At 71.9% G+C, this 11,702-nt stretch carries 12 protein-coding genes; 7 read left to right on the top strand and 5 right to left on the bottom strand.

What is annotated here, in order from left to right:
- Positions 1-126 precede the first annotated feature (126 nt).
- Both ACZ6TI_RS30730 and ACZ6TI_RS30725 read right to left on the bottom strand, forming a co-directional pair.
- Positions 127-1,662, bottom strand: a complete 1,536-nt coding sequence (locus ACZ6TI_RS30730; RefSeq protein ID WP_465348657.1) for an IPT/TIG domain-containing protein — start codon at positions 1,660-1,662, stop codon at positions 127-129.
- 212 nt (positions 1,663-1,874) lie between these two features.
- Entirely contained in the window at positions 1,875-2,954 is a 1,080-nt protein-coding gene (locus ACZ6TI_RS30725) for a glycoside hydrolase family 26 protein (protein ID WP_465348656.1), read from the bottom strand.
- Positions 2,955-3,165: 211 nt separating this feature from the next.
- Here ACZ6TI_RS30725 and ACZ6TI_RS30720 point away from each other — a divergent pair, with 211 nt between their 5' ends.
- The 5 genes from ACZ6TI_RS30720 (at position 3,166) to ACZ6TI_RS30700 (ending at position 7,756) form a co-directional block, all read left to right on the top strand.
- Positions 3,166-3,456: a DUF1540 domain-containing protein gene (locus ACZ6TI_RS30720; RefSeq protein ID WP_465348655.1), complete on the top strand. Its 291-nt coding sequence runs from the start codon at positions 3,166-3,168 to the stop codon at positions 3,454-3,456.
- Between the two features lie 301 nt (positions 3,457-3,757).
- Positions 3,758-4,507 carry an NUDIX hydrolase gene (locus ACZ6TI_RS30715; protein ID WP_465348654.1) on the top strand — a complete coding sequence of 250 codons (750 nt, stop codon included), beginning with the start codon at positions 3,758-3,760 and terminating at the stop codon, positions 4,505-4,507.
- A gap of 256 nt (positions 4,508-4,763) precedes the next feature.
- Positions 4,764-5,597 (top strand): lipopolysaccharide kinase InaA family protein, encoded by an 834-nt coding sequence (locus tag ACZ6TI_RS30710; RefSeq protein ID WP_465348653.1) that lies wholly within the window; start codon positions 4,764-4,766, stop codon positions 5,595-5,597.
- 9 nt (positions 5,598-5,606) lie between these two features.
- On the top strand, positions 5,607-6,569 hold the full coding sequence (locus ACZ6TI_RS30705) for a hypothetical protein (protein WP_465348652.1): 963 nt from the start codon (positions 5,607-5,609) through the stop codon (positions 6,567-6,569).
- A complete protein-coding gene (locus tag ACZ6TI_RS30700) occupies positions 6,566-7,756 on the top strand; it encodes an adenylosuccinate synthetase (RefSeq protein WP_465348651.1) in 1,191 nt (396 codons plus the stop codon). The genes ACZ6TI_RS30705 and ACZ6TI_RS30700 overlap by 4 nt, the downstream gene beginning before the upstream one ends.
- Here ACZ6TI_RS30700 and ACZ6TI_RS30695 read toward each other — a convergent pair.
- Positions 7,738-8,847, bottom strand: a complete 1,110-nt coding sequence (locus ACZ6TI_RS30695) for an erythromycin esterase family protein (protein WP_465348650.1) — start codon at positions 8,845-8,847, stop codon at positions 7,738-7,740. The two genes, ACZ6TI_RS30700 and ACZ6TI_RS30695, sit on opposite strands and share 19 nt — an antisense overlap.
- Positions 8,848-8,877: 30 nt before the next feature.
- Between ACZ6TI_RS30695 and ACZ6TI_RS30690 the strand changes: the two genes are divergently transcribed.
- Positions 8,878-9,252: a PPOX class F420-dependent oxidoreductase gene (locus tag ACZ6TI_RS30690; protein WP_465348649.1), complete on the top strand. Its 375-nt coding sequence runs from the start codon at positions 8,878-8,880 to the stop codon at positions 9,250-9,252.
- A complete protein-coding gene (locus tag ACZ6TI_RS30685; RefSeq protein ID WP_465348672.1) occupies positions 9,165-9,821 on the top strand; it encodes a TetR/AcrR family transcriptional regulator in 657 nt (218 codons plus the stop codon). The genes ACZ6TI_RS30690 and ACZ6TI_RS30685 overlap by 88 nt, the downstream gene beginning before the upstream one ends.
- Here ACZ6TI_RS30685 and ACZ6TI_RS30680 read toward each other — a convergent pair.
- Together ACZ6TI_RS30680 and ACZ6TI_RS30675 are read right to left on the bottom strand one after the other, a co-directional pair.
- Positions 9,818-10,441, bottom strand: coding sequence for a response regulator transcription factor (locus tag ACZ6TI_RS30680; RefSeq protein WP_465348648.1), 624 nt, complete (start codon positions 10,439-10,441; stop codon positions 9,818-9,820). The genes ACZ6TI_RS30685 and ACZ6TI_RS30680 overlap by 4 nt on opposite strands.
- Complete coding sequence (locus ACZ6TI_RS30675) at positions 10,438-11,520, bottom strand: histidine kinase (RefSeq protein ID WP_465348647.1); 1,083 nt, start codon at positions 11,518-11,520, stop codon at positions 10,438-10,440. The genes ACZ6TI_RS30680 and ACZ6TI_RS30675 overlap by 4 nt, the downstream gene beginning before the upstream one ends.
- Positions 11,521-11,702 lie beyond the last annotated feature (182 nt).

Here is an 11,702-nt window from a genome sequence, read left to right as displayed (position 1 = left end):
AACGAGTTGGGGCGGGTGACAGGGAGTTCCCCCCCCTCCCCCCCCCCCCCCCACCCCCCCCCCCCCCCCCCCCCCCCCCCCCCCCCCCCCCCCCCCCGCCGCGTGGTGTGTGCTAGATCCTGCCGATCAGTACGGAGCCACCGTGAAGGTGGAGCCACTCGACACGATCGACTGCTGGTACGTCGATCCCAGCTGGGCCGAAACGGCACCGTTGTTGACCACGGTGACCGTGTAGGTGTCATTCGGAACCGGAACGAACTGCCCGATGGTGAGGGCGACGTTGGCGGTGCCGGAGGCCGTGGCGGGCCGCGAAAGGGTCGCGGTCGCACCCGTGGTCGCCGCCGCGAGCGTGGTCCCCGGTGCGATGCCGGTGCCGGTGACGGCACGGTCGGCGTCGGCCGCGAAGAACGCTCCGGTGGTGAGTGCCGTGGTGCCATTGGCAGTGGTGTTACCCGCGACCGTTCGCGGACCACCGATGACCAGGGTCAGTCCGGTGGCCGCCGTCGGGGTCAGCGCGCCGGCCGCGGTCGCCAGCGTCACGGTCGTCGGGTTGACGTAGGCGCTGATGAACGTGTTGGCCGCAAGCGAGCCACCGGTGACGGTGGTACCGACATCGGCCGTGGTGAAGGCGGCCGTCGCCGAGGTGAGGTTGCTCGTCGTCGCGGCCACGAGGGCGCCGTCGGTGATCGTGCGGGTGGTGCCGGCGGTGGCGGCCACCTTGCTGAAGGTCGTGGCGGTGCTGGTGTCGAGGGACTGCCCGAGCTGCATGGTGCAGATCAGCTCGTTGTCGCTGATCGGCAGCACGTCAGTGCACTCGGTGACCTCGGCATTGGTCTTGATGGCTCCGCTGATGAGCGGGTTGTAGCTGCCGTTCGTCAGGTAGACGTGCGCCTTGGGGTCGTCCGGCGTCGCGCCGGTCGTCGCGGTGAAGTCCATCGCCAGGAAGCCGACCCCCTGAATGTCGATGTCGACCGGTCCGGTGTTCGGCCCCGTGTTCGGCCCGATCACGATGCCGTTCGTGTACGAGTACGCGTTGGTCTTGTTGAGCGTGCCGGCGGTGGTGCCGATGCTGAGCGTCTGGTTGGCGGCCGCGGCGTGCGCCGGGGTGATCGCCGTGAAGCTCGTGCTGGAGACCGGAGTGATCGACAGCAGGTTGGTGCCGCCGATGGACGCGGTGATGGAGTTGGCCGTGGTGGGGAAGCCGGTGCCGGTCACCGTGATCTGGCTGCCGCCCAGCGCAGGACCGCTGGACGGGGTGATCGAGGTGACAGTGGGGGCGACCGCGACGCTGTACGTCGCGTTGCCGATGAGCGCGCTGCCCGCGGTCTGGGTGCCGTAGATGCAGAGGTTGTACTTGGTGGTGGCCGCCGTGCCGACCGTTACCACGCCGCTCGGCACGGTGACGGCGGACTTGTTGTTCGACAGCTTCTTCACCACCGTGGCCGGCACGTTGCCCGCCGAGGCGGTCGGCGTGATGGTGTTCGTGTTAAACGTGGCCGGGCAGGACACGATCGTGAACGCCGCTCCGGGCGCCGTGTAGCCGCTCAGGTACGCGGTCGTCGAGGTCGCGGTGAGCGTGTTGCCGCCGGCGCTCGGGCCGGTGACGGCACTGAGGGTCACCGGGACCGTGGCGGCGAGGGCCGGGGTGGCCGCGCCGATCACGACGGCGGCTACGGCCCCCGTCGCTACGCCGGCGCGTAGCCATCGGGATGTGGTTCTGGAGCTAGACGTGCGCATGCGAGGTCCTCCTACGGTCTCTGCGAACCGTTTGGGCTGGGTGTGTGGCCCGCGCATGTCGACACAACGGGCCCTCTCGCACGGAGCGTAATGTGGTTTTTGCGGCGAGTTGCCAGGAATAACCAAGTTCGATGGATTCAGCCCGCCCACAGCGATCGGTACACCTCGGCCGAGCCCGGATTGGTCAAGCAGTCGCCGTCGTCGCGGAACAGACTGCTCTGTACGCCGCCGTCGCCGCAGTCCGAGAAATAGGCCTCATACGCCAGATCCGCGGCGTGCGCCGCGAACCACTCGTGCATCCACCGCACGAACCGCGGGTTCTCCTTCCCGGCATCCCCGGTCGGCACCACCCCCCACTCACCCACCGAGAACGGCTTCCGGTGCGCTCGCGCGAAGTTGTAGAGCCACGTCAGCCCTTCCGGCGCGGCTGCCGTGGCGTCGAACGCGGCCTTCGTCGGGCTCCACGGGTAGTGGTCGTAATTGTCGATGCCGACGATGTCCACGTACTCATCGCCCGGATAGCAGTTGGTGCTCACGCCGCCGCACAGCCCGTCCGGGGACGAGTGCGCGTTGATCGACCAATCCAGGATCACGTCCGGGTTCGTGGTGCGGATGTTGTCCGCCGCACGCCGGTAGCAGCCGATGTAGGCCTGCGTGTCGATCGCCCGCCAGGCCATCGTGCGTTCCTGCATCTCCCAGCCCAGCCGCACGATCGAGTCGCCGCGGCCGTGCCGGGTCATCAGGTTTCCGAAGTCGCGCCACTGTTCGTCGTGGTCGCCGGCCGCGCAGCTCGCGAGCTCGGCCTCGCCGCCGGTCGGCGCCAGCCCCTGCGAGATCACCAGCGCGCCGGCGAAGTCGCTGAAGAACTCGAACGTCCAACTCGAGCCGCTGGTCATCGAGGCATAGGTGGTGCGGTCCGTGTAGGTCTGCGCCACCCGGCAGGCCCGCCCACGCGCCGTGCAGAACTCCTCGACGTGCGCGGTGTCGAGCGTCGGGTCGCCGTTCACTCCGGACAGACCGTTCGGTCCGGGCCACTCGCCGGCCGTGCGCGGCAGCGCGATCAGCCGGCTCGCCGAGCGTTCCGCGGCCGTCGACGGCGATCGCGTCGAGTGCGGCGTGGCCGACGCCGATCCGGAGGTGAGGGGCGTCGGCTCCGGCGTGCTGCAGCCGGCCGTTACCAGCAGCAGCGCGATGACGGCGAGCCGGGTTCGGGGCATGCGGCGGTACCTCCCGATCGGGTGCGCTTTGTGATCCACTGTGCCAGCCGGAGGTCGTGCCGATGGCAAGAAAGCCTTACCTAAGAATGGGTAATTGCAGCCTAACCTCATTCGTAAATTCGCCATGAAATGGCGTTCCGGCAGCGCGCGCCGTCCCCATGATTGCATTATCGTGAGCCGTGAAGCCGACGACGAATGAGGGAGCCTCACCATGACGCAGATGATGGAAATGCCGCGGGTGCAGGGGTGCACGGCGACCGGTTGCAGCTACAACCACGACGGTTGCACCGCTTTCGCGATCACCATCGGCCGCATCAACTCCGAGTGCGCCACCTATGACGAGTCGGACGTGCAGGGCGGGATCGGCCAGCTCATGGCCCAGGTCGGCGCCTGCAAGCGCTCCGAGTGCAAGCACAACGCCAACCTCGAGTGTCAGGCGCCGGCCATCACCGTGGGCAGCGCCACCGACGAGGCGGATTGCCTCACCTTCGAAGCAAGGTAAGGCATTCCTAAAGAGCCCGCCGGGACCATTCCGGCGGGCTTTTCCGCGTCCGGGCCGGCAAAGGCAGATCACATTCCGGTCGCATCCGAGTGGTGCGTGCGGACCGTCGCTCACGCCGAGGGCCGGCTGTGCACATCAAGGCCGCTGCGCGTCCAGACCGATGCGCCCACCCGGCGACCTGATTGCCACTCACCCTCCAGAACCCCGCTTGACACCGGGCGGATGCAGCCCTAGGTTGTTCTCAGGTTGAGTTATACTCAGGGCGAGAAAATCTCTGAGTGAGAGCGACAGGGGTTGTGGCGTGACGGACGACGAACTGCTGGCGAGTTACGACCCCCGGGACTTCGCGCCGGTCGCCGTGACCGTCGACGTGGTGGCGCTGACCATCCGGGACGGGCGGCTGTGTGTGCTGCTCGTCGAGCGGGGCGGGGCGCCGTTCGCCGGCTGGCGGGCGTTGCCCGGCGGGTTCGTCCGGGACGAGACGCTCGACCGGGCCGCGCTTCGTGAGCTCGCCGAGGAGACCGGGCTCCGGCCCGGCGAGGACGCGCTCTCCCAGGTGCATCTCGAGCAGCTGCGGACCTATGGCGATCCGGGCCGGGACCCGCGGATGCGGGTGTTCTCGGTGGCCTATCTGGCGTTCGCGCCGAGCCTGCCGGAGCCGCACGCCGGCAGCGATGCCGCGGGCGCGTTCTGGGTGCCGGTGGACGAGATCGGCGAGCTCGCCTTCGACCACGCGGCGATCCTGGCCGACGGGCTCGACCGGGCCCGCTCGAAGCTCGAATACACGCCGTTGGCGACCGCCTTCGTCGGGCCCGAGTTCACCATCTCCGAGCTGCGCGCGGTCTACGCCGCGGTGTGGGGGGAGAGCCTGCACGCCGGGAACTTCCATCGCAAGGTGCTGTCGGTGCCGGGCTTCGTGGAGAGCACCGGCGAGACGTCGGCGCGCGGCGGGGAGCGCGGTGGCCCGCGAGCGCGGCTCTATCGCGCCGGTGACGCAAGACTGCTGCACCCGGCGCTGCTGCGCCCGGCCCGGGAGGAGGACGTGCGATGAGAAGCGGGCCGGCCCGCCCGCGGCGACAGGTGGCGAGGGGCGGTGTGGCGTCCTCCCCGTCTGCGGCAACAGGCGGGGAGGGCATGCGGGGGGAGGGGGCGGGGTGAGATTCGCGGAGGCTGTCCGGGTCATCGATGCGGCGGGGAGCTTTGCCGATCTGGTGAGTCTGGCCGGACCGGGCGCCGGGCCGGCGGCCCGGGGGAGGCAGGGCGGCGGCCCGGGTTCTGCGGGTGTGGAGCCGGTTGACGCGTACCGGATGCTTTCGAAGATCGTGCATCCGGATGCCGCACCGGCGGCGCAGAGCGCGACCGCGACGCGGGCCTTCGCCAGGCTTTCGGCGCTCTGGGCCGACCGGGGTCCGCGGCCGATCGCGAGCGGGGACATCGCGGATCTCTTCGCCGAGCGGGGTGACACGGCGGTGCTCAAGGTGCCGCGCCGGCCCGCCGACAACGACCTGATGGCGGCCGAGGCGTGGGCGCTGAAGACATTGTGGACGGACGGGGATCCGAAGCATCGTGCCTATGCGCCTCGGCTGATCGAGTCCTGCACGCAGGAGGATCGGCACGGCGTCCGGCGCACGGCCAACGTGCTGGATCGGCTGCACGGCTTCGTCTCGCTGGCCGAGGTTCTGCGCCGCGGGCGCATCGACCCGCGCGACGCGGCCTGGATGTGGCGGCGGCTGCTGGTGGCGCTCGGCTGGGCCCATCGCGCCGGGGTCGTGCATGGCGCGGTGCTGCCCGAGCACGTGCTGATCCATCCCGGGGAGCACGGGCTCGTGCTGGTCGACTGGTGTTATGCGGTGCGGCCGGGCGAGACCATCGCGGCGCTGGTGGCGGGGCGCCGTGCCGACTATCCGCCGGAGGTGCCGGCAAAGCGGCCGGCCGGTCCGGCCACCGACATCTATCTGGCGACCGTCCTCATCGGACAGCTGATGCGGGACGCGCCGCGGCCGATCGAGCGATTTCGGGCCGGCTGCCTCTATGCCGCACCACGGATGCGCCCGCAGGACGCCTGGGCGCTGCTCGAGGAGCTCGACGAGCTGCTCGGAAACCTATACGGGCCGAGGAGATTCCGGCCCTTCACGATCTGAGGAGAAGACATGGGAAGCGGAAAGTGGTCCACCGACGTCTATTCGGCCGCGGCGAGCTATCGGGCCGCGACGGGAGCGAGCGCGTTCGCGTACAGCGACAGCGGCGCCCGCAAGGCGCACGCCGCGCTGGACCCCAAGGGGGTCGGCCACCGGGAGAGCCGGGACAGCGCCGAACACCCGCAGAGCACGCCGATCGCGGTCCTCTTCGACGTGACCGGTTCGATGGGCGGCGTCCCGCGGGTGCTGCAGACCAAGCTGCCGCAGCTGCTCGGCCTGCTCACCCGCAAGGGCTACGCGAAGGACCCGCACATCATGTTCGGCGCGGTCGGCGACGCCACCTGTGACCGGGTGCCGTTGCAGGTCGGCCAGTTCGAGTCGGACAACCGGATGGACGACGACCTGGCCCGGATCGTGCTCGAGGGCGGCGGTGGCGGCCAGAAGCGGGAGTCCTACGAGCTGGCGATGTACTTCATGGCCCGGCACACCGACCTGGACTCGATGCGCAAGCGCGGCCGCCGCGGCTACCTGTTCCTGATCGGCGACGAGATGCCCTATCCGCAGGTGAAGCCCAAGGAGGTGCGCGACGTCATCGGCGACCGGCTGGGCGAGCCGATCGCGACCGAGGCGATCCTGGCCGAGTTGCGGCGCTCGTTCGACGTCTACTACCTGCTGCCCACGGCGGCCGGCTGGGGTGGCGACGCCGAGGTGCTGACCCGCTGGCGCGGGCTGCTCGGGCAGAACGTGATCGAGCTCGACGATCTCGACGCGGTGTGCGAGACCATCGCGCTCACCGTCGGACTGGGCGAGGACTCGATCGACCTGGATGCCGGACTGGCCGATCTGGTGTCCTACGGCGCGACCGCGGCGGCGACCGCCACTGTCGGCAAGGCGCTCGCACCGTTGCGCCGCAACGTCGTCAAGCGCTCCACAGTGGATGTCGGCGCCGCGCCGAGTGGGAACGAACGGCTGTGACCGAGCACGTCGCGGTCGTCGATCTGGGCTACGGCGACGCCGGCAAGGGGTCGGTGGTGGACGCGCTCTGCGCCGCCACCGGCCGCCGGGCGGTGCTGCGCTTCAACGGGGGAGCGCAGGCCGCGCACAACGTCGTCACGCCGGACGGCCGGCACCACACGTTCGCGCAGTTCGGCGCCGGCACCTTCCACGGCGTGCCGACCCACCTGACCCGCTTCATGGTGGTCGACCCGCTCGCCCTGGCCGCCGAGGCGGCCGCCCTGGGCAATCCCTATCACCTGCTCACGGTGGATGAGGACGCCCTGCTCGCCACTCCGTGGCATCGCGCCGCCAACCGGGCGAGGGAGCGGCGGCGCGGCGCGGCACGGCACGGTTCGTGCGGCATGGGCGTCGGACAGACCGTCGAGTACGCCCTGAAGCACGCCGACGCCCCCCGAGCCGGCGACGTCCGCTCGCCCGCACGGCTGCGCGCACGCCTCGGCGCCGTGGCGGCTCATTTCCCGGGCGGCCCGCCGGTGGACGACGTCGTGGACGCCTTCCTCGCCTTCGGTCGCACACTATCCATCGTGGACTCCGCATTCACCGACCGCCTGCTGCGCGAGGGCCCGTGCGTCTTCGAGGGCGCGCAAGGCGTCCTGCTCGACGAGTGGCGGGGCTGGCATCCCTGCACCACCTGGTCCACCACGACCTTCGACAACGTCGCCGAGCTGTGCGGTGACTTCCGGCGCCTCGGCGTGGTCCGCACCTACACCACGCGGCACGGCGCCGGCCCGTTCGTCACGGCGGCGAACCTGCCGCTGCCCGAGCGTCACAACGGCGTCGGCGAGTGGCAGGGCGCCTTCCGGGTCGGCCACTTCGACGCGGTGGCCCACCGGTACGCGATCGAAGTGGCCGGCGGCGTCGACGCCCTGGCCGTGACCCACCTGGACGCGGTCACTCCGGACCTGCGCATGTGCACGTCCTACGACCTGGACGGCGTCCCGTGGCACCGCATCGTCCCGGGCGAGTTCCGCGACCTGGGTCACCAGTCGGCGCTGACCGCCCTGCTCGAACGGGCCCGCCCGGGCGCCCTGCACCGTCCCGCATCGTGGCGCGACGAGATCGGCGAACAGCTCGGCGCCCCGGTCCGGCTGGAGTCCTACGGCCCGGCCACCGATGACAAGAAGGTTCACGCCTCGCTGAGATAGAGCACCGCGTCGGCGCCGTCGAAGTGCTCCGGATCGAGCGAGAAATATCCGTTGGACGTCTCGGTGCGCTGCGCCAGCCCGCGCGGCAACCGGTCGGCGGCCGTCAGGCCGGGCGTCAGCGCCGCCTCGAGCGTCCCGGCCGCGGGCACGCCGATGTCCATCGCCGGCACCGCGCCGACCGCGGTCGCCACGAACGCATATTCCGCACCGAGCTCGGCGCCCGCCATCGCGCCCGCGCTCCACCAGCGCAGCGACATGCCGGCCAGCTCCCAGGTGCTCGCCGACCGTTGCAGGTGCCGGTTGTGCGCGAAGACCAGCGCCGGCGTCTCGCGCAGCGCGAGCAGGTTGGCGGCCATCATCGCGTCCCGTTCGCCGAGCATCCGGGACACCCGCGCCGGCGCCGGGTCGGCCATCATCGCGTGGTATCGCAGCAGGCCGGCCGCGGTCCGCGCGTGCATGGCGGCCCGGTCCCACGCGGCCAGCGAGGTCGCGCCGATCAGGTGTGGCGACTCGGCGTGCAGCAGTGCGGACAGATCGTCGGTGAGCAGCCGCAGGTCGACGACCTCGGGCGAGCCGCCGACGCCCTGCGACGGGTCCATCGCTGCGGCCGGGTTGGTCCACCGGTCGTCGGCCCCGGCCAGCTTGTCGATGACGGTGCGGTCGCCGGGCACCGAGCGCAGGTGCGCGGTCAGGTAGTCGTGCAGCGCGATCAGCGAGATGCGCGGCGCGGCGGCGCTCATCATCTCGATCGGCGGGTCGAAGCCGGCGAAGCGCACGGGATGCTCGGCCTCCGCGTTGTGCCGCCGGAGCCACTCGATCAGTTCGCGGTTGGCGGGCGAGTTGCCGATCCCGTGGCTGAAGCCGTCCGCCATGGCGCGGTCGATCGTGCCCGGTCCACCCGAGACGTAGTCGTCCACGGCGAGCGCGGCCAGGCAGTCGCTCTCGATCGTGATGGCGCGGAACCCGGCGTGCTCGACCAGCTCACGCAGCACCGCGTTGCGCTCCTGGAGGAACGCGTCCACGCCGTGCATCGGCTCGCCCAGGGCCAGCAGCCGCAGGGGGACTTCTCGATCGAGCACGAACCGCAGCATCCGCCCACTCTATGGTGCTACCCTGTAAGTATGCACTTACTTACGAGATTCGAACGGCAGAAGCGGATGCTGCTGGAGACCCGGAAGAGGGACGGCAGCTGGGTGGGCACCGTGGTCAGCGTGGTGGTCGCGGACGGGCACGTGTATTTCCGCACGTACGATGCGTCGGGCAAGGCGAAGCGGCTGCGCAACTTCGCGGAGGTGCGGCTGGCGCCGTGCGATCTGCGGGGCCGGCCGACCGGTTCGCCGGCGACCGGCACGGCCCGGCTGCTGAGCGAGGCCGAGGCGGCGCCGGTGCGCGCGCTGCTGGCCGAGAAATATCCGTTGCTCCAGCGGCGCCTGGTGCCGGCCATGCACCGGCGCAAGGGCTGGACGACGCAGCACTACGAGGTGGAGTTGAGCTGAGCACCAAGGACACCATCGTCACCCGGGCCATGGAGTTGTTCGGGCGGCAGGGCTACCACGGCACCACGATCGCGCAGATCGAGGCGGCGGCCGGGTTGTCGGCCGGAGCCGGCGGGCTCTATCGGCACTTCCGCACCAAGCGCGCGGTGCTGGAGGAGGCGCTGCGGCGGCAGGCGTCGGAAGGCCGTCCGCTGCTGGCCTTCCTCGCCGACCCGGCGGCGATCCGGGCGCGGTCGCCGCGCGAGCGCTTCCTGGCGGTGGCGCGCGCCGGGCTGGCCCGGCTGGCCGAGGAGCGCGACATCAACCGGCTGCTGCTGCGCGACCTGGCCAGTTTCCCGGATCTGCTGGAGCTCGTGCGGGCGCAGGAACTGTCCCGGGTGCACGACGCGCTGACCGAGTGGCTCCGGCGCGAAGAGCCCGGCGCCCGTGATCATGCGGCCCTCGCGGCCGTGCTGATCTCCGCGGTGTCGCACTACTGGACGCTGGCCGACGTGTTCGGCGGGCGGCACCCCTTCGTCTCCGAGGAGCGCTTCCTGGAGGCCCTCGCCGATCTGGCCGTCCCGGGCTAGATCCAGCCCTGCTCCCACGCCGCGCGGGCCGCGGTGTGGCGGTTGGGCGCGGACAGCTTGGCCATCGCGGTGGACAGATAGTTGCGCACCGTCCCCGGCGCGAGATGCACCGCCGCCGCGATCTCCTTGATCGCGCCACCCTGCCGGGCCGCGCGCAGCACGTCCAGTTCGCGGGCGGTCAGCGGGCAGGGCCGTTCGGTCAGCGCGGACGCGGCGATGTCCGGATCCACATAGCGCCGTCCGCCGTGCACCTCCCGGATGATCACGGCGAGCCGCGCCGCCGGGGTGGTCTTGGGCACGAAGCCCCGCACCCCCGCGGCCAGCGCTCTGCGCAACACGGCCGGCCGAGCATGCCGCGTCACCAGCACCACGGGAACGCGCATCCGAGCCGCCGCCTCCACCCCGTCCCCAGGCGGCATCTCCAGATCCAGAACAGCAAGATCCGGCTGTACGCTCTCCGCCAGCGCAACCGCCGCCAGCCCGTCCGCGGCCTCCGCCACCACGGTCAGGTCATCCTCGAGCTCGAGCAGCGCCGCGAGCGCGCCCCGGATGAGCACCTCGTCGTCGGCCAGCAGCAGGCGGATCGTCCCGCCGGAGCGCCCGGCGTCGGGCGGAGTCATCCGGGCAGCTCCGCGGCCACTTCGAACTGTCCGGCGCGGGTGGCCCAGCGCACCCGCCCGCCGGCCGCCGCGAACCGCGCCGCGAGTCCGGCCAGGCCCTGGCCAGGCCCGGTGGCCAGCCCTTGGCCGGGCTCGGTGGCCAGCCCTTGGCCGGGCTCGGTGGCCAGCCCTTGGCCGGGCTCGGTGGCCAGCCCTTGGCCGGGCCCGGTGGCCAGCCCTTGGCCGGGCCCGGTGGCCAGCCCCTGGCCCGGCCCGGTGGCCGGCCCAGTGGCCGGCTCATCCCGGCCGGCGGTGACCTGGTCGCTGGACGTGGGGCCGGTGTCGCCGGCTGCCAGGGGACCGTTGTTGCGCACGGTGAGCGTCAGTCCGGACGGCGACGGGGCGAGGACGATCCCGGCCTCGGTCGCCGCGCTGTGCCTCAGCACGTTCGTGGTCGCCTCGCGCACGACCAGCGCGAACAACCGCCCGGCCGGTGGCGGCACGACGGCCAGGGCGCGCAGGTCGGTGCGGCAGCGCACCCCGGCGGCCGCCAGCACGCCGACCGCGTTGGCGATCTCGGTCTCCAGGGCCACCGCGCGATAGCCGTGCGCGACCTCCCGGGTGTCCCGCAGCGCGTCCCGGGCGAGCGCTTCGACCGCACGCATCTCGGCCGCCGCCCGCGCCGGGTCCACCTCGGCCAGCCGCGCGGCGAGCTCACTCTTCAGCACGATCACCTGCAGGCTGTGCCCCTGGATGTCGTGCAGATCCGCCGCGAACCGCTGCCGCTCCTGGTCGACCGCGGCCGCCGCGTCGTGCCTGGTCGCGCGATTGGCGATCTCCCAGAACCAGAGCTGCACCATCAGCGCGGCCACACACAGCGCGGTGGCCCCGGCGGTGGTGAGGGCGGCCGGCCAGTCGCCGGTGGCCAGCACGACCACGACCCCGGTGAGGGTCAGGCCGATCCCGGTGACCGGCAGCCGCGGCCAGGTGGTCGCGGTGAGAGTGGCCGAGACGATCAGCGCGGGCGCCGCCGCGGACGGCCACACCTCGGGCGCGCCCTGCGCGACGGCGACGATCGCCGCGGCGGCGCCGACCGGCACCAGCCGGACCGGCCAGGGCCACCGCCGCCAGGCCGGCGCTTCCTCTCGGGAAGCAGAGCCCTCTGCTTCCCCTGGGGAAGCGGGCGCTGGGGAAGCGGGCGCTGGGGAAGCGGGCGCTGGGGAAGCGGGCGCTGGGGAAGCGGGCGCTGGGGAAGCGGGCGCTGGGGAAGCGGGCGCTGGGG

The sequence above is a fragment of the Actinoplanes sp. NPDC051388 genome, assembly GCF_055586225.1.
The sequence above is the reverse complement of the archived record's forward strand: the minus strand, read 5'-3'. Positions and strand labels throughout refer to the sequence as shown.

Bases quoted from the DNA above. Each gene is read 5' to 3' on its own strand.
- ACZ6TI_RS30705 (WP_465348652.1), top strand. From the start codon at position 5,607: ATGGGAAGCGGAAAGTGGTCCACCGACGTCTATTCGGCCGCGGCGAGC.
- ACZ6TI_RS30695 (WP_465348650.1), bottom strand. From the start codon at position 8,847: ATGCTGCGGTTCGTGCTCGATCGAGAAGTCCCCCTGCGGCTGCTGGCC.
- ACZ6TI_RS30725 (WP_465348656.1), bottom strand. From the start codon at position 2,954: ATGCCCCGAACCCGGCTCGCCGTCATCGCGCTGCTGCTGGTAACGGCC.
- ACZ6TI_RS30720 (WP_465348655.1), top strand. From the start codon at position 3,166: ATGACGCAGATGATGGAAATGCCGCGGGTGCAGGGGTGCACGGCGACC.
- ACZ6TI_RS30690 (WP_465348649.1), top strand. From the start codon at position 8,878: ATGCACTTACTTACGAGATTCGAACGGCAGAAGCGGATGCTGCTGGAG.
- ACZ6TI_RS30710 (WP_465348653.1), top strand. From the start codon at position 4,764: ATGCTTTCGAAGATCGTGCATCCGGATGCCGCACCGGCGGCGCAGAGC.
- ACZ6TI_RS30680 (WP_465348648.1), bottom strand. From the start codon at position 10,441: ATGACTCCGCCCGACGCCGGGCGCTCCGGCGGGACGATCCGCCTGCTG.